Origin of the sequence: Rhodococcus sp. UNC23MFCrub1.1, assembly GCF_000686025.1 — a bacterium.
GTDB lineage: Bacteria > Actinomycetota > Actinomycetes > Mycobacteriales > Mycobacteriaceae > Rhodococcoides.
On sequence record NZ_JMLQ01000002.1, the window covers coordinates 124,403 to 144,530 of the forward strand.

The window sequence follows — 20,128 nt, forward strand, 5'->3', positions numbered from 1 at the left end:
AGGTGTGGGACGATGACGCCATGGCCGACACTCGTGGCACCACCGTCAACGCGACGGCGGCCTCTCTGCTGGGATTCCTGCACAACGGGCCCATGTCCGGATGGGACCTCGTCGCCACGGCGCAGGTCTGCATCGGCGGCTTCTGGACGGTCACGCGCTCCCAGGTCTACCGCGAACTCTCCGGCCTCGCCCGCGCCGGACTGGTGGAGGAACTCGAGACGCAGGCGCGTGATCGCAAGCCGTACCGCATCACCGACGCGGGGCGAACCGAGTTCGCCGCCTGGATCTCGGTGCTCCCCGAGCCGGAGGTCATTCGTCATCCGCTGCTGCTGATGATCTCCTTCGGCGAGCACGTGCCGGCGTCCGTGCTGAGCGAGGCAGTGGCGGCGCACCGGAGCACGCATGAGGAGAACCTGCGCCGGTATCGCGAGCAGAAGGACGCCGCGCTCGACGATCCGTACGCCGCGGCCACCCTCGATTTCGGCATTGCCTACGAGACGATGGTGCTGAGCTGGCTCGACGGCCTGCCCTGGCAGTAGGCGACCGGCCTCCGGGGTTTCTGCTCTCCTCGCGCCGCCTGCGAGCGGGATCCCGCCGAATCAGTCTGCGAGAGGAGCAGAAACGCCACTCGCGCCGGCGCGCGCCACCACGCACGCGATCGTGCGTACCGCGTCGTCCACCATGAACCACACCGTCACCGCCGGTGCACCGTCCACGTCGTGCCGACGCCAGCGGAGCGTGACGTGATCCGGCGCCATGATCGGCGAGAGGTACTCGATGACCGCGCGGTGCGGTCCGCCGGTGATCTCGCCGGACTCCGCGCGGGCGAGCACCTCCTCGACGGCCTGCCAGTAGGCGGCGTTGTTCACGTGGTTGAACGCGTCGACGTCGGTGATGCGCAGCGGGAACGCGAGATCTGTCAGTGAGGACTCCGGGGCCGGATCGCGGAGCCACTGCTTCCACCTGAGTCTGGTCTCGCCCGCTGTGCGGGTGAGCAGCGCGAGCCCCTCGTCGGAGATGCGCGTCGGCATGCCCGTCGTCGACGAGATGCTGATCCAGAATCCCTCGGTGCGGATGTGCGCGCCCTTGTCGCCGGTGATGTCGACGCGCATGTTCGACCATCGCGTCGACAGACCGGAACACCAGCGCCGCAACGTGATCCGCTCGGGCCAGACCGACGGTCGGTCGATGTCCATGATCGTGCGGCGCACGATCCAGAACGGATCCGTCTCCCCGAGTCCGGAGGCGTCGAGGTTGTCCGACCCGATGTCCTGCAGGTACCGGGCGACGGAGTCGTAGCGCAGGCGGTTCGCGGTGTCGACGTCGCCGGCGCGGATGGGCCACGCGGTCTCGAACCCCTCGCCCGTCGGCGGCTGTGGTGCGAGTTCGTGGTTGGTGACGGGGGAGAGGTCCATGGTGCTCATTTCCGACGTGATGGTCAGGACGTGCGGGCGCAGATCTCGTCGACGGCGTAGCGGTACCCGCGGACGCCGCACCCGGCGATCACCGACACGGCGATCCCCGAGACGAAGCTGTGGTGTCGGAACTCCTCGCGGGCGTGCACGTTCGAGATGTGGATCTCGACGACGGGGATCTCGGGCACGACCAGAGCATCGCGCAGAACGACCGACGTGTGGGTCAGACCGCCCGGGTTGATGACGATTCCCGACGCCGTCCCGCGCGCCTCGTGAATCCAGTCGATCAACGTGCCCTCGTGGTTGGACTGCTCGGCACGAATCGTGCGTCCGTGGCGTTCCGCGGTCTCGCGGCACAGCGCGACCACGTCGTTGAGCGTCTCGGTGCCGTAGACCTCGGGTTGGCGGGTTCCGAGCATGTTCAGGTTCGGACCGTTGAGCACCAGGATGGGCAGCGGGGAGGCCGGAGGCCGGCCGTCGTCAGGCAGCGTGTCGTGGTGGGCGTGACCGTGGGTCATGGGTGCGGACTCTACCCGGGAGACTGAGCAGCATGCGCGCGTGGATCGTCTGGGGAACAGGTGTCCTCGCCTACATCGTCGGCGTCCTGCATCGCACGTCGTTCGGTGTGTCGGGGCTCGACGCGGCGGATCGGTACGCCGCGAGTCCGTCGGTGCTGTCGTCGTTCGTCGTCCTGCAGGTCGTCGTCTACGCGGCCATGCAGATCCCCGCGGGAGTGCTGCTCGACAGGGTGGGTCCGCGCGCGATGATCGTCACGGGAGCGCTGGTCATGGCGTCGGGGCAGATGATCCTGGCGTTCACCGACTCGCTGCCGGTGGCGGTGGCGGCCCGTGCCGTCGTGGGTGTCGGTGATGCGCTGACGTTCATCTCGGTGCTGCGGCTGGTGCCGAAGTGGTTCGCGCCCCGCCGGGTTCCGCTGGTCTCGCAGCTGACGGGCATCTTCGGGCAGGTCGGGCAGGTGCTGTCCGCGGTGCCGTTCCTGACGCTGTTGCACGGCGGGGGGTGGTCCGTCGCCTACGGCGCGGCCGCGGGCAGCGGGGTGGTGGTCGCGCTGGCCGCGTTCCTCGCCGTCTCGAACTCGCCCGATCCCGGACCCGGCAGCGCGCCGCGGGTGACGTTCCGCGAGACGGTGCGCAACATCTCCGTCGTCTGGTCACGGCCCGGTACCCGGCTCGGCTTCTTCTCCCACATGGGGACGCAGTTCTCCATCACCGTGTTCGCGCTGATGTGGGGAGTGCCCTACCTGAGTTCGGCGCAGGGCGTGTCGTCCGCGGTGGTGGGTGCGCTGCTCACCACGTCGGTGGTGTCGGCCATCGTGTCGGGCATCGTCGTCGGCATCCTGACGGGGCGCTATCCCATGCGCCGGTCGTGGATGGTGCTGGCGATCATGGCCAGCAACGCTCTCATGTGGGCGGTGGTGCTCGCTCTTCCGGGACCCGCGCCGACGTGGTTGCTCTTCGTCCTGGTGGTCGTTATTTCGGTCGGTGGCCCGGGGTCGGCCATCGGCTTCGACTACGCGCGCACGTTCAACCCGTCGGTCGCGCTCGGCACCGCCCAGGGCATGGTGAACATCGGCGGATTCCTCGCGTCGCTGCTGGTGATGCAGGCCATGGGCGCCATTCTGAACGCGATGGGCGGCTACACCTTCGAGGCGTTCCGCGTCGCGTGGCTCACGCAGTACGCGGTCTGGGCCGTGGCGGCGACGGGTGTGCTGGTGGCCCGCCGCAAGACCCGTCGCGACGCGGGGATCTCGCCCCGGACCTGGCGTGAGGTCAGGGAGCGGATGCGGTCGCAGCGACCGGCACGGGAGCCGTCGGAGCCGTGAAGGCCGACCGCCCGGCGAGGACCCCGAGCAGTGCCAGCAGCATGGTGACGGCCGCGAAGACCAGCACCGCCGTCACCGACAGGGTGTCGACGATGCCGCCGCCCACCAGGGCACCCGTCGCGATGGCCACCTGGAAGGTCACGACGTAGATCGCCGACGCGCGGTCCGCCGCGGCCCCGGCCGGTGCCGAGTGCAGGACGGCGGACTGGATGCACACCGGGATGGTGGTGAAGGCCATGCCCCACAGAGCGATGGCGACGATCGCCAGCACGCCGGATCCGGTGGACAGCGCCAGGACCAGCGCCGCGAGCGCCGTGGTGATGGCGGTGAGGACGACGATCGTCGAGCGCCACGGACCGCGGTCGTACGTGCGACCGATGAGCCAGATGCCGGCGACGCCGGCGAGTCCGTAGACGAACAGCATGGTCGAGAGCACGCTCCCCGATGTGCCGATGCCCTCGCCGACCACGAGCGCGAAGTACGTGTAGCCGGCGAAGTGGCCCAGCGCGGCGAGGAACGTGATGCCGCACAGCAGGACGAGCACCCTGCTGATGCCGGGGCGCGACGTGGCCGTGGTGGCGACCGGAGTCGCGACCGGGAGAGCGGGCAGCAACCGGGTGAGGGCGACGGTGATGGCCAGCGCGACGACGCCGAGCGTCGCCGCGGCGACGCGCCAGTGCGTCCACTGTCCGAGGGCGGCGGTCAGCGGATTGCCCGCGACGAGTGCCAACGACGTCCCGGCGTAGACGAGCGCGATCGCCTTCGCGCGCTTGCCCGGTGCGGCGAGTGACGCCGCGACCGGAGCCACCACGGCCCAGAACACACCGTGGGTGGCCGCGCAGATCAGTCGTGCTCCGACCAGCATCGGATAGCCGACGGACACCGCCGACACGAGTTGCGACACCGCGAGTGCTCCGGCGGTGATGACGACGACCTTGCGACGGTCCCACGACTTCACCGCCGCCATCAGCGGCAACGTGATCACGGCGACCGCGTACGCGTAGAAGGTCAGCAGCAGCCCGATGGCCGATTCGCCGACACCGAGGTCGGCGGACATCTCGGGGAGCAGTCCCACCGGCAGCGTCTCCGCCGTGACGTAGATGAACGCGGTCGCGCCGAGGACGAGCAGAGCGGGCGTGTTCGCGCGCGGAGGTGCCGTGGACATGCTGTGTAACGATACACACGGACGGGGGTGGGCGATAGAGTGGCGATCGATGACCTCGCACACACGCGTCACCATGGCCGACGTCGCGGCGGCGGCCGGCGTCTCGGTCATGAGCGTGTCCTACGCGTACGGGCGGCCGGAGCGGGTCTCGGACGAGACGCGGGGGAAGGTGTTCGACGCCGCCGAGCGACTCGGCTACACCGGCCCGCACCGGGGCGCGCAGTCGCTCCGCAGCGGCCGCAGCAACAACCTCGCCGTGCTTCTGACGGAGAAGCTGACGTACGCGTTCGACGACCCGCAGGCCCGCCGGTTCCTGTCCGGAGTGGCCGACGCGTGCCTCGACACCGACACCGGCCTGGTGATCCTGCCGAACACGCGCGTCGCCCGCGACGTCGACCGGGTGCGCGACGCCGCCGTGGACGGGTACGTCTTCTGGACCACGGTCACCGGGGACCCACTGCTCGACGCGGCCGTCGCCACCGGGCGACCCGTGTGCGTGCAGGGCGGTCCGGAGCACGACGGCACGACGTTGGTCAGCATCGACGACGCCGCCGCGGCCGAGGCGGTCGCCCTGATCGCCCTCGCGGGTGCCGCGCGACCGCTGGTGCTCGCTTTTCCTGCCGACGAGCATCGGGAGCGGCGCCTCGTGCACGGACCGGATCCGGAGACGATCGACTTCCCGGTGACGAGGAACCGTCTGCGGGGCTACCGTGCGGCTGCCGAGGCGCTGGGGCTCGACTGGTCCGCGGTGCCCGTGGCGTTCGGCACCGGCAGCTTCCGCTCGGAGGGGACGCGCGCGATGCAGGATCACCTGGACGCGCTGCGGCCGGACACGGTGCTGGCGATGAGTGACGAGGTGGCGCTCGGAGCATTGTCGGTGGTGCGGGACCGCGGCCTGCAGGTGCCGGGCGACCTGGCGATGGTCGGGTGGGACGACACCGAGGAAGCGGCGGGCGCAGGGCTGACGACGGTGGCCCAGTCGCTGTACGAGCAGGGGCGCAGCGCTGCGCGGGCCGTGCTCGCGGGTGAGCCGGTCGCGACACCGGAGTGGCACGTCGTGCGGCGGACCTCGACGAGGTGAGGCGTGCGAGGCTGCACACGAACCACCGCCCCGGGGCCGGATGTGCTGATTCGTCACGGCCTGTGTGCAACCGGGGTACGGCGCATCTGACCGTGCAGTAGGTTCGGCCTCATGAGTGGCGCCGATCACACAGACATTTCCCCTACCGACCATCGCGATCCCGAGCTGCAGGACCAGGCCGAGCGGGTCGCCGCCGCTGCCCGGCTGACGATGAAGGACAAGCGCGAGAACGCGTCCGGTGGACTCAGTGGCCTGGTCGCCTCGCGAGCCGGCGACTGGGACCTCACGGACCAGGACGTCGACAGCATGCGGCGCCAGGAGAAGTTCTGGAACCCGCTCGTCGACAAGTACTTCCGCATGGAGATCGACGGGTGGGAGACCATCCCGCCGCCACCGGTGCTGCTGGTCGGCGTGCATTCGGGTGCACCGTTCGTGTGGGACGCCTGGACGGTGGGGGCGCAGTGGTGGCGACGGTTCGGCCCGTCACGCACGTTGCACGGCACCGCACACGACGCGCTGATGGCCTTCCCCCTCATCGGCACGGTGTTCCGGTCGATGGGTGTCCTGCCCGCTGCTCCCGACTCGATGTCCACGGCACTGGCCGAGGGGCGCGACGTCATCGTGTGGCCCGGAGGTGAGGTCGACTCGCTGCGACCGTGGAGCGAACGTGACGTCGCCACCCTCGGCGGGCGCACCGGCTTCATCAAGCTCGCCATCCGCTGTGGGGTGCCGATCGTGCCGATCGCCACCGTCGGCGGCGCCGACGCCATGCCCGTGCTGGTCCGCGGTGACAAGCTCTCGAAGATGCTGGGGCTGGACAAGATCGCGCGACTCAAGGTGTTCCCCATCGCCGTGTCGCTGCCGTGGATCATCGCGCCGGCCGCACTTCCGCAGATCCCGCTGCCCGCCAAGATCCGGACCCGCTTCATGCCGCCCGTCGAGGTGGATCACGATCTCGCCCGCGTGGACGACGAGGAGTACGTGGAGGCCAAGTACGAGGAGGTGCGGCGCTCCATCCAGTCGGGCATGGACGCGCTCGCCACCAAGAGGAAGTTCCCGCTCTTCCGCTGATGCCTAAGCTGACGGGGTGAGTCACAGCATCGCGGAGGCGTCCGAGCAGACCGGGCTGACCATCGACACGCTGCGGTACTACGAGCGTGACGGGTTGCTCCTGCGCGCGGTGCCGCGGTCGTCCACCGGACAGCGCCGCTACAGCGACGACGACATCACGTGGATCGTCCTGATCACCCGACTGCGCGCCACCGGGATGTCGATCGCGGAGGTGCGGCACTACGCCGACCTGGTGCGTCAGGGCGAGGGGACGGAGCAGCAGCGGCTCGACGCCCTCCGCGCGCATCGGGAACGGGTGCTGGCGCAGCTCGCCGAGGTGACCGGCCATCTGCGCGCGATCGACCACAAGATCGAGCTCTACGTCGACAGGCTTGACCTGGAGCGCACTCCAGCACGTTGAGTGGGGGCATGACGCTCACCTCACGCACCCTCGGTACGCAGTCCCCTCTCACCGTCTCCGCCCTCGGCCTCGGCTGCATGGGTATGTCCGAGTTCTACGGCGACACCGACCGCGCCTCCGGCATCGCCACCATCCACCGCGCTCTCGAACTCGGTGTGACCTTCCTCGACACGGCCGACATGTACGGCCCGTTCGTCAACGAGGAGCTGGTCGGCGAGGCCATCGCCGGCCGTCGGGACCAGGTGGTGCTCGCCACCAAGTTCGGCAACGAGCGACTCGCCGACGGCACCCGTCTCGGCATCAACGGCACCCCCGAGTACGTTCGCGCGGCCTGCGACGCGTCGTTGTCGCGGGTCGGTGTCGACCACATCGACCTGTACTACCAGCACCGCGTCGACAAGTCGGTCCCCATCGAGGACACGGTCGGCGCGATGGCGGAGCTGGTGCAGGCGGGCAAGGTGCGCCATCTCGGGATGTCCGAGGCGTCGGCCGCGACCATCCGCCGGGCGCACGCAGTGCACCCGATCACGGCCGTGCAGACCGAGTACTCCCTGTTCACGCGGGATCTCGAGGAGACTGTGCTCCCGACGCTCCGTGAGCTCGGCATCGGGTTGGTCCCGTATTCGCCGCTCGGTCGCGGGCTGTTGACCGGCGCCATCGCGCACGAGTCGGAGTTGGCGGAGAAGGACTCGCGCCGCACCGCGTACTTCCCGCGGTTCCAGGGCGAGGCGCTCGAGGCGAACCTGGCGCTCGTGGCGCGCATCCGTGAGATCGCGGACCGGCTGGGATGCACGCCCGGTCAGCTGGCTCTGGCGTGGGTGCTGGCGCAGGGCGAGGACGTCGCGCCGATCCCCGGAACCAAGCGCGTGCGCTACCTCGAGGAGAACGTGGCAGCGGCGGACGTCGCGGTGACGCAGGAGATCCTCGACGAACTCGAGGCAGCGGTGCCCGCATCGGCCGTGGCCGGAGCACGCTACGGAGACATGTCCAGCATCGACGAGTGAGCCCCGAGGCCACCCCCCCACCGCGAGTACGTCGACAGTGTCGTGATTCCACTCGCGATCACGACACCACGGACGTACTCGCGGAGAGTGGCTCAGGACTGGTCGAGCCGCACCGCTCGCACGAACGTGTAGAGCAGTGCGGGAACGGCGATGACCAGTGACATGACCGGTGCCCACACGACCAGCGCGCCCAGCGGGGGAACGTCCTCGAACAGCATGTTGTAGCCGATGATGGACGTGACGGCGACACCGGCGATCGCGATGTGAGTGGCCAGCATCCAGCGATCGAGGAAGACACCGGCGAACAGGCCGAGCACCACGAAGAAGGTGGTCTTCCCGACGGCGTAGGCGGGCGGCATGTCGGCGCTGAGGTTCGCGGCGAGGATGCCCAGGTTGGACAGGACGACGAAGGCGAAGGCGGTGTGCAGCCGCGGCCACGAGGTCACCGTCCACCAGAGAGCGGCGGCGAACGCGAAGGCCGCGCAGCCGATCTGCACGCCCACCGTGAACGTGGTGGTGCCGCCGAAGCCGTACAGGATCTCGAGGGTGGCGCACACGCCCATCGACGCGGTGAAGAAGGCGATGATCCACCGCACGACGCGCTGATCGGTGAACGACGACATGAGGCCGACGATCCACTCGTAGCGAGCCTCGAGTTCGCCGATCGGCTCGTCGTCGTCGTACCGGGGTTCGTCGTATTCGGTCTCGTCGTGCCGCACCGGTTCCGGCGCCGGGTACTTGGCTCGGGGTCCGACGCCCGGACTGAAGGCCGTGGTGAAGGCGCCCGGCGCGCTGTAGGCCTGCCCCGGTCGTCCGTCTCGTGCACTGACCATGTCGGGTCCCGTTCCCTTCGGTGCCCGCATTCGCGGGCGGCCTCGTCCCGCCCGGCGTGTCGCGAGCGTCGTGATGGGTGTCGTGCGGTAAAGCGTCCAACCGCCTGTGGGTTCACCGTAAACCAGGCTTTCGGACCTGCGCTGCGGATGGATGGTGCCACGGATTGTTTTGGAGTTCGTCACAACGTCCAAGAACAAGCAAGCATGCTTGCTTTTTTGGCCCGTGGGTGCGACCGTTCCAGGCATGGCTGCTCTCGAGGTGTTGCTGCAGGACCTGCGTGCGGAGGGCGACGCGCTGGACGCGCTGGTCGCCGATGCCGACGACGCCGCGTGGCGTACGGACACCCCGGCGGCCGGCTGGACGGTGGCGCATCAGATCGCTCACCTGCACTGGACCGACCACGTCGCCGCGCTGACGACGGCCGGCGCCTCCGGTGACGAGGACGCCGAAGCGGCATTCGACGCGGTGATCGCCGACGCGATGGGCAGTCCGGACTCGTTCGTGGACTCCGCTGCCGACGCACTCGCCGGAGAGCAGGTCAGCACCCTGTTGTCGCGATGGCGGCTCGGCCGAGTGCAACTGCTCGACGTCCTGACACACGTGCCCGACGGCGTGAAGATCCGCTGGTTCGGCCCGCCGATGAGCGCGATGTCGATGGCCACCGCGCGCATCATGGAGACCTGGGCACACGGTCAGGACGTCGCGGACGCCCTCGGCGTGGTCCGGGAACCCACCGTGCGGCTGCGTCACGTCGCGCACATCGGCGTACGCACCCGCGACTTCGCCTATGCGATCCGCGGCCTGACGCCGCCGTCGGCACCGTTCCGCGTCGAGCTCACCGCTCCCGACGGGAGTGAGTGGTCGTGGGGGCCGGAGGACGCGGAGCAGAGTGTCACGGGTTCCGCTCCGGACTTCTGCCTGCTCGTCACGCAGCGCGTGCACCGTGACGACACCGACCTGGTGGCCGTCGGCGACGACGCGGCGACGTGGCTGGGTCTCGCGCAGGCGTTCGCGGGGGCCCCCGGCGGTGGCCGGGACGTGCGGGTGGCGTCGTGACGGAGATGATCAGGGTCGGGAACTGCTCCGGCTTCTACGGTGACCGCGCGTCGGCCATGCGCGAGATGCTCGACGGCGGTGATCTCGACGTCCTCACGGGCGACTACCTGGCCGAGCTGACGATGCTCATTCTCGGACGCGACCGGATGAAGGATCCGACGCGCGGCTACGCCAAGACGTATCTGCGGCAGCTCGAGGAGTGCCTGGGCACTGCGCTCGACAAGGGCGTCACCCTGGTCAGCAATGCCGGTGGGTTGGCGCCCGCACGACTGGCGGACGAGATCCGGTCCCTCGCCGACCGTCTCGGTCTGACCGTCTCGGTCGCCCACGTGGAGGGAGACGATCTGCACGACCGCGCCGAGGAACTGGGCCTCGGCTCCCCGCTGACCGCCAATGCCTATCTCGGCGCCTTCGGTGTCGCGGCGTGCCTGGACGCCGGGGCGCAGGTCGTGGTCACCGGACGCGTCACGGATGCGTCGGTGGTGGTGGCCCCGGCGATCTCCCGGTTCGGGTGGACCCGCGATCACCTCGACGAACTCGCGGGCGCCGTCGTCGCCGGCCACATCATCGAATGCGGAACTCAGGCGACCGGCGGGAACTACTCCTTCTTCGGTGAGATCGAGGATCTGCGTCGACCGGGGTTCCCCCTCGCGGAGATCCGGTCGGACGGGTCGTCGGTGATCACCAAGCACGAGAACACCGGCGGCGCCGTGACGGTCGGAACGGTGACGGCGCAGTTGATGTACGAGATCACCGGCCCGCGCTACCTCGGCCCGGACGTGACCGCGCGGCTCGACACGGTGCGGGTCTCGCAGGACGGACCCGACCGCGTGCTGGTCACGGGGACTCGCGGCGAGGCGCCGCCGCCCACCCTCAAGGTCTCCCGGAACACGCTCGGCGGGTTCCGCAACGAGATGACCTTCGTGCTCACCGGGCTCGACATCGAGGCCAAGGCCGACCTGGTGCGCACCCAGATGACCGAGGCGCTGACGCCGCCGCCGCGCGACGTCGACTGGACTCTGGCGCGCACCGACCACCCTGACGCCGACACCGAGGAGGCCGCCAGTGCGGTTCTCCGTGTCGTTGTCCGCGACGCTGATCCGCAGCGTGTGGGTCGCGTGTTCAGCGCTGCCGCAGTGGAACTCGCGCTGGCGAGCTACCCCGGTTTCTGTGTGACGACGCCTCCGGGTCAGGGGTCGCCCTACGGCGTCTTCGAGGCCGGGTTCGTCGATCAGGCGGTGCCGCGGCACGTGGCGGTTCTCGCGGACGGCACGCGCGTCGACATCGCACCGCCCACCGTCACCACGGCTGTCGAGGCGGACCCGTCCGACGCGCCCGCAGGCCGCCCGCCGGCCGAACCGACACGCACGCTGCCGCTCGGCACGGTGGCGGCGGCGCGCAGCGGTGACAAGGGCGGCAACGCCAACGTCGGGGTCTGGGTGCGCGGCGACGCCGCGTGGGCCTGGCTCCGGTCGACTCTCACCACCGAGCTGGTGACGACGCTGCTCCCGGAGACGGCGGGCCTGCGCGTGCACCGGTACGAGTTCCCGCACCTGCGGGCCGTGAACATCGTCGTCGACGGGATTCTCGGAGAGGGCGTCGCATCCGGCGCTCGCTTCGATCCCCAGGCCAAGGGCCTGGGGGAGTGGCTGCGATCGCGGCACGTCCCGATACCCGAATCAGTACTCGCAGAAAGTGGACTCGCATGAGCACCTGGGGTGGCCCCGACCGAGCGCAACTCCGTAAGACGGTCCGGGGGTTCGTCGACCGCGAGGTGCTGCCGCACCTCACCGAGTGGGAGCGTGACGGCGAGATTCCCCGTAGCCTGCACCGCGCGGCAGCCGAGATCGGTCTGCTCGGGGCGCCGTTCCCCGAGGCGGTCGGCGGTGGCGGCGGCTCGCTGGTCGACGCCACGGTCATCTGCGAGGAGATGCACGAGGCGGGTGCGTCCGGCGGCCTGTTCGCGTCCTTGTTCACCTGTGGGATCGCGTTGCCGCACATGGTCGCTGCGGGCAACCCCGACCACCTCGAGAAGTGGGTCCGGCCCACGCTCGACGGCGAGCTGATCGGGTCGCTGGCCATCACCGAGCCCGGCGGCGGATCCGACGTGGGACACCTGCGCACCCGAGCGGTGCGCGACGGGGACCACTTCGTCGTCAACGGCGCGAAGACCTACATCACCTCGGGGTGCCGGGCCGACTTCGTGGTCACCGCCGTCCGCACCGGGGGAGACGGCGCGGCCGGCGTCTCGCTGCTCGTCGTCGAGCGCGGCACACCGGGATTCGAGGTGTCCCGCAAGCTCGACAAGATGGGATGGCGGGCCTCCGACACCGCCGAACTGTCGTACACCGACGTGCGCGTGCCCGTGGAGAACCTGGTGGGCCCGGAGAACTCCGGGTTCGCCCAGATCGCGCAGGCCTTCGTCTCCGAACGCGCTGCGCTGGCCGCGCAGGCCTACTCCTCGGCGCAGCGGTGCCTCGATCTGACGGTGGCGTGGACGCGGGACCGCTCGACGTTCGGCAAGCCGCTCATCGCCCGTCAGGCGGTGCAGAACACGCTCAGCGAGATGCACCGCAAGATCGACGTGGCCCGCACGTACACGCACGCACTGATCGATCGCCACGTCGAGGACGGCGACGACTGCATCGCCGAGGTGTGCTTCGCGAAGAACACCGCGGTCGAGGCCGGCGAATGGGTCGCCTCGCAGGCGGTACAGCTGTTCGGTGGACTCGGCTACATGGCCGAGAGCGAGGTCGAGCGTCAGTACCGCGACATGCGCATCATCGGCATCGGCGGCGGCACCACCGAGATCCTCACCTCGCTGGCCGCGAAGCGACTGGGGTACACCGCATGACGACTCTGACCTCCCGACTCGACAGCTCCGGTGACGCGTACGTCTCGGCCGCCGACACCATGATCGCGAAGCTCTCCGAGGTGGAGACCGAACACGCCAAGGCATTGGGCGGCGGGGGCGAGAAGTACGTCGCACGGCACCGCAGCCGCGGCAAGATGACCCCGCGCGAGCGCATCGAGATGCTCGTCGACCCGGACTCGCCGTTCCTCGAGCTGTGCCCGCTCGCGGCCTGGGGCACGGACTTCCCGGTCGGCGCCAGCGTGGTCGTCGGCATCGGTGTCGTCAGCGGCGTCGAGTGCCTGATCGTCGCCAACGACCCCACCGTGCGGGGCGGCACGAGCAATCCGTGGACCCTGCGGAAGACGCTGCGAGCGAACGACATCGCGATGCAGAACCGGCTGCCGGTCATCTCACTGGTCGAGTCCGGCGGTGCCGACCTCCCCACGCAGAAGGAGGTGTTCATCCCGGGTGGCCGCATCTTCCGTGACCTGACGCGCCTCTCCGCGGCCGGCATCCCCACCATCGCCCTCGTGTTCGGCAACTCCACCGCCGGCGGCGCCTATATCCCCGGCATGTCCGATCACGTCGTCATGATCGAGGAGCGGTCCAAGGTGTTCCTCGCCGGACCGCCGCTGGTGAAGATGGCCACCGGCGAGGAGACGGACGACGAATCGCTCGGCGGCGCCCGCATGCACGCCCGGACCTCCGGTCTCGCAGACCATCTCGCGGTGGACGAGAAGGACGCCATCCGCATCGGCCGCGGCATCGTGAAGCGGCTCAACTGGCACAAGAAGGGTCCGGCGCCGCGCACCGAGGTGCTCCCGCCCCGGTACGACGAGGAGGAACTGCTCGGTATCGTGCCGGCCGACCTCAAGATCCCGTTCGACCCACGCGACGTCATCGCGCGCATCGTCGACGACAGCGACTTCGACGAGTTCAAGCCGCTCTACGGCTCGTCTCTGGTCACCGGATGGGCGGAACTGCACGGGTATCCGGTCGGCATCCTCGCCAACGCCCGCGGCGTCCTCTTCAGTGAGGAGTCGCAGAAGGCGACGCAGTTCATCCAACTGGCGAACCGTTCGAACACGCCACTGCTGTTCCTGCACAACACCACCGGCTACATGGTGGGCAAGGAGTACGAGGAGGGCGGGATGATCAAGCACGGGTCGATGATGATCAACGCCGTCTCGAACTCCACCGTCCCGCACATCTCGGTGCTGCTCGGTGCGTCGTACGGCGCCGGGCACTACGGCATGTGCGGTCGCGCCTTCGACCCGCGCTTCCTCTTCGCCTGGCCCAGCGCCAAGTCCGCGGTCATGGGCGGTGCCCAACTCGCGGGCGTCATCTCGATCGTCTCCCGCGCCTCCGCCGAGGCCCGCGGACAGGCGTTCGACGAGGAGGCCGACGCGGGTCTGCGCGCGATGATCGAGCAGCAGATCGAGGCCGAGTCGGTTCCCATGTTCCTGTCCGGACGCCTGTACGACGACGGCGTGATCGACCCCCGAGACACCCGCACGGTGGTGGGGATGTGCCTGTCGGCCATCGCCTCCGCCCCGATCGAGGGCACCGCCAACTTCGGTGTCTTCCGGATGTGACCGTCATGACCATTTCGTCAGTACTCGTTGCCAACCGCGGCGAGATCGCCCGCCGCGTGTTCACGACCTGCCGCGCCGAGGGCATCGACACGGTTGCCGTGTTCTCCGATCCGGACTCCGCGTCACCGCACGTCGCCGACGCCGACGTCGCCGTCCGGTTGCCCGGTTCCGCGTCGTCGGAGACGTACCTCCGCGGAGACCTGATCATCGAGGCGGCGCAGCGCGCCGGCGCCGACGCGATCCACCCCGGTTACGGGTTCCTGTCCGAGAACGCGGAGTTCGCGCGCGCCGTGCAGGATGCGGGCCTCACCTGGATCGGTCCGCCGGTGAAGGCGATCGAGTCGATGGGGTCGAAGGTCGAGTCCAAGGCCATGATGCAGAGCGCCGGTGTGCCGGTGCTCGATCGGCTCGACCCCGCGTCCGTCACGCAGGACGATCTGCCGGTGCTCGTGAAGGCGTCCGCCGGTGGTGGTGGTCGCGGTATGCGCGTGGTGCGTGAACTCGACGCACTGCAGGACGAGATCGACGCGGCGTCGCGGGAGGCGCTGTCCGCCTTCGGTGACGCGACGGTCTTCTGCGAGCGCTATCTCGAGACGGGCCGCCACATCGAGGTCCAGGTCATGGCGGACCGCCACGGCACGGTGTGGGCGGTGGGCGAGCGGGAGTGCTCCATCCAACGACGCCACCAGAAGGTGGTCGAGGAGGCGCCGTCTCCGCTCGTCGAGCGCGTTCCGGGTATGCGGGAGAAGCTCTTCGAGGCGGCACGCATCGCCACCGAGGCGCTCGACTACGAGGGGGCCGGCACCGTCGAGTTCCTCAGCGACGAGCGCGGCAACTTCTACTTCCTCGAGATGAACACGCGCCTGCAGGTCGAGCACCCGGTGACCGAGTGCACCACCGGTCTCGATCTGGTGGCACTGCAGATCCACGTCGCCGCGGGCGGAGCGCTCCCGGCCGAGCAGCCCACCACGCGCGGACACTCGATCGAAGTGCGTCTGTACGCGGAGGATCCGGCGCGCGACTGGCAGCCGCAGAGCGGCGTCGTGCACCACGTCGAGTTCGACGGAGCGCGAGAGTTCGAGGTGCTCACGCGGACAGGCCTGCGGGTGGACTCGGGCATCGTCGACGGCAGCGTGGTGGGGACCCACTACGACCCGATGCTCGCCAAGGTGATCTCGTACGCGCCCACCCGGGAGCAGGCGGCCGGAATCCTGGCGAAAGCGCTGCTGCGCGCGCGCATTCACGGGGTGCGCACCAACCGCGACCTGCTCGTCACGGTGCTGAGACACCCCGCGTTCCTCGCGGGCGACACCGACACCGCGTTCTTCGCGACGCACGATCTCGCGGTCCTCGCTCGGCCGCTCGTCGACGACCGGGGTGTGCGGCTGTCCGCACTCGCCGCAGCGCTCGCGGACGCCACCCGATCGAGAGAATCGGCGACGGTGGGCCGATCCCTCCCCAGCGGCTGGCGCAACCTCGCCTCCGTGCCGCAACGCAAGACGTACGCGGTGAACGGCACCGAGATCGTCGCCGAGTACCGGCTGTCGCGCGGAACGCTCGTCACCGACGTCGACGACTGCGCACTGGTCCGGGCCGAGTCCGACCGGGTGGTGCTGCTGGCCGACGGTGTGCGACGCGAGTTCCACGTCGCGGTCCACGGCGACGCCGTGTTCGTCGACTCGTCGCTCGGACCGGTACGGCTCGAACGGGTTCCGGTGTTCGTCGATCCGAGCGAGATCGTCGCCGCCGGATCGCTGCTGGCACCGATGCCCGGCAGCGTCGTGCGGATCGGTGCTGCCGTCGGCGACACCGTCACCGCCGGCCAACCGATCCTGTGGCTCGAGGCCATGAAGATGGAACACACGATCACCGCACCCGCGGCGGGCGTGCTGACCGAGCTCACGGTCACCGTGGGACACCAGGTGGACGTCGACGCCGTACTGGCGGTCGTCGCAGCAGAAGGAGATCAGGCATGAGCTTCATCGAGACGGACGAGCAGAAGAGCCTCCGCGCCGCGGTGGCCGGACTGGGCAAGCGCCACAACTACATCGACTACGTGCTACCCAAGGCACGCAAGGGTGAGGCACTCACCGAACTGTGGCACGAGGCCGGGCAGTTGGGCTTCCTCGGGGTGAACCTCCCCGAGGAGTACGGCGGCGGCGGTGCCGGCATCTACGAGCTCGCACTGGTCCAGGAGGAGATGTCCTCGTTCGGTGCGGGCCTGCTGCTCGTGGTCGTCAGCCCGGCGATCTGCGGCACCATCATCGCGAAGTACGGCACCCCCGAACAGAAGCAGTCCTGGCTGCCCCGCCTCTCGGACGGCTCCGCGATCATGGCGTTCGGCATCACCGAGCCCGACGCCGGCTCCAACTCCCACCAGATCACCACCACCGCGCGACGCGACGGTGACGAGTGGGTGCTGCGCGGCAGCAAGATCTACATCTCCGGCGTCGACCAGGCCGACGCGGTGCTCATCGTCTCCCGCACGGAGGACGCGAAGACCGGGAAGCTCAAGCCGGCGCTGTTCATCGTGCCGACCGATGCACCTGGCCTGAACAAGACGCAGATGCGCATGGACATCATCGAGCCCGATCATCAGTTCACGCTGTTCCTCGACGACGTCCGGCTGCCGGCCGAGGCGCTGGTCGGTGAGCCCGACGCGGCGTTGATGCAGTTGTTCGCGGGTCTCAACCCCGAGCGCATCCTCGGTGCGGCGATGGCCGTCGGCATGGGCCGCTACGCCCTCGACGCCGCCGTGAAGTACGCGAACGAGCGCACCGTGTGGAAGAGCCCCATCGGGGCGCACCAGGGGATCGCGCATCCGTTGGCGCAGTGCAAGATCGAGCTCGAACTGGCGAAGCTGATGATGCAGAAGGCCGCGGTGCTCTACGACAGCGGTGACGATTTCGGTGCGGCGGAAGCGGCCAACATGGCGAAGTACGCGGCCGCCGAGGCCAGCATCAAGGCCATCGACCAGGCCATCCAGACGCACGGCGGCGCAGGCCTGACCGAGGAGTACGGCCTCGCGTCCATGCTCGGTGCGGCGCGCATCGCCCGCGTGGCTCCCGTCAGTCGGGAGATGATCCTGAACTTCGTGTCCCAGCACTCGCTGGGCCTGCCGAAGAGCTACTGATGGCGGGCAGGCCGGAGGCCGGTCGGGGCTCGGGCAGGCCGGAGGCCGGTCGGGGCGACGGACCACCTGTGCGGGTCGATCGGTCGGAGGGCGTGGTGACTCTGACACTCGACACCCCGCACAATCGCAACGCCCTCTCCACCGCCCTGGTCGACGGCCTGACGGCGGGGCTCCGCGACGCGGGCGCGGATCGGGACGTCCGCGCCGTGGTCCTCACCCACACCGGCGGAACGTTCTGTGCTGGTGCCGATCTCACGGAGGCGGGCAGTTCGGTCTCCTCGCGCACCGAGCAGATGCTGACGCTGCTGCGGGCGATCCTCGAGACGCCGAAGCCAGTGATCGGCAGGATCGACGGGCATGTGCGTGCCGGCGGTATGGGCCTCGTGGGCGCGTGCGATCTGGTGGTGGCCGGGCCGAGGAGTTCGTTCGCGCTGACGGAGGCGCGGCTGGGGTTGGCCGCGTCCATCGTCTCCTTGACGGTGGTGCCGAGGATGACCTCGCGTGCGGCGAGCCGGTACTTCCTGACGACGGAGACGTTCGGCGCGCACGAGGCGGAGGCCATCGGGCTCGTCACCGAGGCTGCGGCCGACACCGGGGCCACGGTGGCCGAACTCGTCGCGGCGATCCGTCCGTCGTCACCGCAGGGTCTCGCGGCGTCGAAACGCCTCACCACCGCCGCGATGCTCGAGGAGTTCGACCGCCGGGGCGCGGACCTGGCGGAGGAGTCCGCGAGGCTGTTCGCTTCGGACGAGGCGCGGGAGGGGATGATGGCCTTTCTGCAGAAGCGCAGCCCGTCGTGGGCCGCACCGGCGGAGTCGTCCGGTGCCGCTGTGGGGAAGGAGACGTGACGGCCATGACCGTGCCCACTCGTCACCGGGTCGGTGACACCCGCAGCCCGAAGCAGGATCGCAGCCGCGCCACGCGACTGCGTCTGCTCGAGTCCACGATCGACGCGCTCGCCACCGAGGGATGGGCGGCGACGACGGTCGCCGTCGTGGCCGAGCGGGCCGGCGTCTCTCGCGGTGCCACCCAGCACCACTTCCCGACGCGGGAGGACCTCATCACCGCGGCGCTCGAGTACATGTTCGACACGCGCATGGGGGAGGCGCGAGCCGAGAGCAGTGCGCTCCCGCAGGGCGCCGGGCGGACCGAGGCCGTGGTCACCCGGCTGGTCGACTACTACACGAGCCCCATCTTCCGTGCCGCGCTGCAGGTCTGGACCGCCGCGGCCGCGGATCCCGAGATGCGTGCCCGGGTCCTGCCTCTCGAGGAGAAGTTCGGTCGCGTGGCGCACCGCACGGCGGTCGATCACCTCGGCGCCGACGACAGTGATCCGCGCACCCACCGACTCGTGCAGGCCACCCTCGACCTGGCCCGCGGGCTCGGTCTCGCCGACGTGCTCAGCGACGACTCGCGCCGCCGCGCCGAGATCGTGAAGGTGTGGGCCTCGGTGCTCGACGCGTCCCTGGCCCTCGATACCCCCACCACCAGCACCAGCACCCCCGCGAGTACGTCCGAACTGTCGTGATCGGCGCTCGCATCACGGCACTTTCGGCGTACTCGCGACAGTCCGCACTCCGATAGGCTGCCGCCATGAACTCCGTGCGGTGGGCCGGCGTGGCAGCAGTGGTGCTGCTCGGGCTCACCGGTTGCGGATCCGACTCCGATGCCGCCACCGACGACGCGCCGTCCACGTCCGCGTCGCAGGGACCCGGCCCGTTCTTCGGCGTCTGCGGCGGTCTGTCCGACGAGGAGGTCCGCACTGCGTTCGCCGTGCCGTCGTTCGCGATCGTGACCCGCAACTCGGTGGGCTGCGAGTGGGAGGTGTCGGGTCCGACGGGTCCGTCCGTCAGCTTCTCCTGGTACCGCGGCAGTCCCATCGGGCGCGAACGGATGGGCTCGGAGCTCATCGGGCGCCCGGCCGAGGACATCGAGATCGACGGCAAGCCCGGGTTCGAAGCCAGGTCGGAGAACGCGACGGGCGAGACCTATCTCTGCGAGAACGGATTGCAGTACGGAGACGACTTCGTCCACTTCTCCGTCATGTACGCCGACAGCGTTCCCACCGCGGATCCGTGCGCCGTCGCCGAGAGGCTGATGGCGCTCGTCGCGGAGCGCGCGCAGTGAGGGCCGGACGCGTGCTGGCGGCGCTGTCGGTCACCGCGGTGCTCGCCGGATGCGGGTCGACCATCGAGGGCACGCCCGTGGCAGCGGGCGTGAGTGGCGCGGACGGCGAGTTCCGCTCGCTCCTCGAGGAGTGCGACACCGTGACGCCGGAGCAGATCGCCGACGTCGTGGGCGGCGACGCCATCGACCAGGGCTTCATCGGGGCCATCTGCCGGTGGGACCTGACCGGCCCGGGCGGCGCGGTCAAGGTGACGTTCGACTGGTTCGAGACGGGGTCGCTCGCGGCCGAGCGCGAGGTGAACGAACGTATGGGGTGGACGGTGAGCGACGTCGAGGTGTCCTCGCGGAAGGCCCTCGAGATCCGTCAACCGGACGATCCGGCATCGTGCGGCGTGGCGGCGCAGTCGCCCGATTCCGGGGTCATCGGCTGGTGGGTGCAGTATCGGCCGGGGAACCCGACCGACCCCTGTGAGTCGGCCACGCGGTTGATGCAGCTCTCGCTCAATCTGTCGGCGTGACGACGGAAGGGTGAACTCCTGTACCCGATGCA

Annotated in this window: 20 protein-coding genes; 16 read left to right on the top strand and 4 right to left on the bottom strand. The window is 69.7% G+C overall.

What is annotated here, in order from left to right; translation table 11 throughout:
- Positions 1-20 precede the first annotated feature (20 nt).
- The gene (locus tag BR07_RS0105685) at positions 21-539 is read left to right on the top strand and encodes a PadR family transcriptional regulator (protein WP_027504595.1); all 519 of its coding nucleotides are present in this window, start codon (positions 21-23) and stop codon (positions 537-539) included.
- Positions 540-599: 60 nt separating this feature from the next.
- On the opposite strand, the gene BR07_RS0105690 is transcribed toward BR07_RS0105685, so the two are convergent.
- Both BR07_RS0105690 and aroQ read right to left on the bottom strand, forming a co-directional pair.
- Positions 600-1,424, bottom strand: a complete 825-nt coding sequence (locus tag BR07_RS0105690) for an acyl-ACP thioesterase domain-containing protein (RefSeq protein ID WP_081821125.1) — start codon at positions 1,422-1,424, stop codon at positions 600-602.
- Positions 1,425-1,438: 14 nt separating this feature from the next.
- On the bottom strand, positions 1,439-1,933 hold the full coding sequence (gene aroQ / locus BR07_RS0105695) for a type II 3-dehydroquinate dehydratase (RefSeq protein ID WP_051613097.1): 495 nt from the start codon (positions 1,931-1,933) through the stop codon (positions 1,439-1,441).
- 32 nt (positions 1,934-1,965) lie between these two features.
- Between aroQ and BR07_RS0105700 the strand changes: the two genes are divergently transcribed.
- Positions 1,966-3,258, top strand: a complete 1,293-nt coding sequence (locus tag BR07_RS0105700) for an MFS transporter (RefSeq protein WP_027504598.1) — start codon at positions 1,966-1,968, stop codon at positions 3,256-3,258.
- Here BR07_RS0105700 and BR07_RS0105705 read toward each other — a convergent pair.
- Positions 3,206-4,423: an MFS transporter gene (locus tag BR07_RS0105705; protein WP_027504599.1), complete on the bottom strand. Its 1,218-nt coding sequence runs from the start codon at positions 4,421-4,423 to the stop codon at positions 3,206-3,208. The two genes, BR07_RS0105700 and BR07_RS0105705, sit on opposite strands and share 53 nt — an antisense overlap.
- Positions 4,424-4,472: 49 nt before the next feature.
- Between BR07_RS0105705 and BR07_RS0105710 the strand changes: the two genes are divergently transcribed.
- The 4 genes from BR07_RS0105710 (at position 4,473) to BR07_RS0105725 (ending at position 7,979) form a co-directional block, all read left to right on the top strand.
- Entirely contained in the window at positions 4,473-5,504 is a 1,032-nt protein-coding gene (locus tag BR07_RS0105710; protein WP_027504600.1) for a LacI family DNA-binding transcriptional regulator, read from the top strand.
- Between the two features lie 111 nt (positions 5,505-5,615).
- Positions 5,616-6,575 (top strand): lysophospholipid acyltransferase family protein, encoded by a 960-nt coding sequence (locus tag BR07_RS0105715; protein WP_037184715.1) that lies wholly within the window; start codon positions 5,616-5,618, stop codon positions 6,573-6,575.
- Positions 6,576-6,591: 16 nt separating this feature from the next.
- On the top strand, positions 6,592-6,975 hold the full coding sequence (locus BR07_RS23510; RefSeq protein WP_037184717.1) for a MerR family transcriptional regulator: 384 nt from the start codon (positions 6,592-6,594) through the stop codon (positions 6,973-6,975).
- Between the two features lie 8 nt (positions 6,976-6,983).
- Entirely contained in the window at positions 6,984-7,979 is a 996-nt protein-coding gene (locus tag BR07_RS0105725) for an aldo/keto reductase (protein WP_027504602.1), read from the top strand.
- Positions 7,980-8,071: 92 nt separating this feature from the next.
- On the opposite strand, the gene BR07_RS0105730 is transcribed toward BR07_RS0105725, so the two are convergent.
- Positions 8,072-8,812, bottom strand: coding sequence for a giguanylate cyclase (locus BR07_RS0105730; RefSeq protein ID WP_155956944.1), 741 nt, complete (start codon positions 8,810-8,812; stop codon positions 8,072-8,074).
- A 244-nt stretch (positions 8,813-9,056) separates the two neighbouring features.
- Here BR07_RS0105730 and BR07_RS0105735 point away from each other — a divergent pair, with 244 nt between their 5' ends.
- The 10 genes from BR07_RS0105735 to BR07_RS0105780 all read left to right on the top strand — a co-directional run bounded on the left by BR07_RS0105735 (position 9,057) and on the right by BR07_RS0105780 (position 20,096).
- A complete protein-coding gene (locus BR07_RS0105735; RefSeq protein ID WP_027504604.1) occupies positions 9,057-9,869 on the top strand; it encodes a TIGR03084 family metal-binding protein in 813 nt (270 codons plus the stop codon).
- Positions 9,870-9,874: 5 nt separating this feature from the next.
- A complete protein-coding gene (locus tag BR07_RS0105740; RefSeq protein WP_037184994.1) occupies positions 9,875-11,578 on the top strand; it encodes an acyclic terpene utilization AtuA family protein in 1,704 nt (567 codons plus the stop codon).
- Entirely contained in the window at positions 11,575-12,723 is a 1,149-nt protein-coding gene (locus BR07_RS0105745; RefSeq protein ID WP_027504606.1) for an acyl-CoA dehydrogenase family protein, read from the top strand. Before BR07_RS0105740 ends, BR07_RS0105745 begins: the two co-directional genes overlap by 4 nt.
- Positions 12,720-14,318: an acyl-CoA carboxylase subunit beta gene (locus BR07_RS0105750; RefSeq protein ID WP_027504607.1), complete on the top strand. Its 1,599-nt coding sequence runs from the start codon at positions 12,720-12,722 to the stop codon at positions 14,316-14,318. Before BR07_RS0105745 ends, BR07_RS0105750 begins: the two co-directional genes overlap by 4 nt.
- A gap of 5 nt (positions 14,319-14,323) precedes the next feature.
- Positions 14,324-16,294 carry an acetyl/propionyl/methylcrotonyl-CoA carboxylase subunit alpha gene (locus BR07_RS0105755; protein ID WP_027504608.1) on the top strand — a complete coding sequence of 657 codons (1,971 nt, stop codon included), beginning with the start codon at positions 14,324-14,326 and terminating at the stop codon, positions 16,292-16,294.
- Positions 16,291-17,451, top strand: a complete 1,161-nt coding sequence (locus BR07_RS0105760; protein WP_027504609.1) for an acyl-CoA dehydrogenase family protein — start codon at positions 16,291-16,293, stop codon at positions 17,449-17,451. Before BR07_RS0105755 ends, BR07_RS0105760 begins: the two co-directional genes overlap by 4 nt.
- A complete protein-coding gene (locus BR07_RS0105765; RefSeq protein WP_081821126.1) occupies positions 17,451-18,299 on the top strand; it encodes an enoyl-CoA hydratase family protein in 849 nt (282 codons plus the stop codon). The genes BR07_RS0105760 and BR07_RS0105765 overlap by 1 nt, the downstream gene beginning before the upstream one ends.
- A 5-nt stretch (positions 18,300-18,304) precedes the next feature.
- Entirely contained in the window at positions 18,305-18,979 is a 675-nt protein-coding gene (locus BR07_RS0105770; RefSeq protein ID WP_051613166.1) for a TetR/AcrR family transcriptional regulator, read from the top strand.
- Positions 18,980-19,044: 65 nt separating this feature from the next.
- Positions 19,045-19,578, top strand: coding sequence for a DUF3558 domain-containing protein (locus BR07_RS0105775; protein ID WP_037184722.1), 534 nt, complete (start codon positions 19,045-19,047; stop codon positions 19,576-19,578).
- Positions 19,575-20,096, top strand: a complete 522-nt coding sequence (locus tag BR07_RS0105780) for a DUF3558 domain-containing protein (RefSeq protein ID WP_027504613.1) — start codon at positions 19,575-19,577, stop codon at positions 20,094-20,096. The genes BR07_RS0105775 and BR07_RS0105780 overlap by 4 nt, the downstream gene beginning before the upstream one ends.
- Positions 20,097-20,128 lie beyond the last annotated feature (32 nt).

Coding starts and splice junctions, on each gene's coding strand:
- BR07_RS0105735 (WP_027504604.1), top strand. CDS start 9,057: ATGGCTGCTCTCGAGGTGTTGCTGCAGGACCTGCGTGCGGAGGGCGAC.
- BR07_RS0105745 (WP_027504606.1), top strand. CDS start 11,575: ATGAGCACCTGGGGTGGCCCCGACCGAGCGCAACTCCGTAAGACGGTC.
- BR07_RS0105775 (WP_037184722.1), top strand. CDS start 19,045: ATGAACTCCGTGCGGTGGGCCGGCGTGGCAGCAGTGGTGCTGCTCGGG.
- BR07_RS0105715 (WP_037184715.1), top strand. CDS start 5,616: ATGAGTGGCGCCGATCACACAGACATTTCCCCTACCGACCATCGCGAT.
- BR07_RS0105740 (WP_037184994.1), top strand. CDS start 9,875: ATGATCAGGGTCGGGAACTGCTCCGGCTTCTACGGTGACCGCGCGTCG.
- BR07_RS0105725 (WP_027504602.1), top strand. CDS start 6,984: ATGACGCTCACCTCACGCACCCTCGGTACGCAGTCCCCTCTCACCGTC.
- BR07_RS0105760 (WP_027504609.1), top strand. CDS start 16,291: ATGAGCTTCATCGAGACGGACGAGCAGAAGAGCCTCCGCGCCGCGGTG.
- BR07_RS0105710 (WP_027504600.1), top strand. CDS start 4,473: ATGACCTCGCACACACGCGTCACCATGGCCGACGTCGCGGCGGCGGCC.
- aroQ (WP_051613097.1), bottom strand. CDS start 1,933: ATGACCCACGGTCACGCCCACCACGACACGCTGCCTGACGACGGCCGG.
- BR07_RS0105705 (WP_027504599.1), bottom strand. CDS start 4,423: ATGTCCACGGCACCTCCGCGCGCGAACACGCCCGCTCTGCTCGTCCTC.
- BR07_RS0105730 (WP_155956944.1), bottom strand. CDS start 8,812: ATGGTCAGTGCACGAGACGGACGACCGGGGCAGGCCTACAGCGCGCCG.
- BR07_RS0105750 (WP_027504607.1), top strand. CDS start 12,720: ATGACGACTCTGACCTCCCGACTCGACAGCTCCGGTGACGCGTACGTC.
- BR07_RS0105690 (WP_081821125.1), bottom strand. CDS start 1,424: ATGAGCACCATGGACCTCTCCCCCGTCACCAACCACGAACTCGCACCA.
- BR07_RS0105700 (WP_027504598.1), top strand. CDS start 1,966: ATGCGCGCGTGGATCGTCTGGGGAACAGGTGTCCTCGCCTACATCGTC.
- BR07_RS0105685 (WP_027504595.1), top strand. CDS start 21: ATGGCCGACACTCGTGGCACCACCGTCAACGCGACGGCGGCCTCTCTG.
- BR07_RS0105770 (WP_051613166.1), top strand. CDS start 18,305: ATGACCGTGCCCACTCGTCACCGGGTCGGTGACACCCGCAGCCCGAAG.
- BR07_RS0105765 (WP_081821126.1), top strand. CDS start 17,451: ATGGCGGGCAGGCCGGAGGCCGGTCGGGGCTCGGGCAGGCCGGAGGCC.
- BR07_RS0105755 (WP_027504608.1), top strand. CDS start 14,324: ATGACCATTTCGTCAGTACTCGTTGCCAACCGCGGCGAGATCGCCCGC.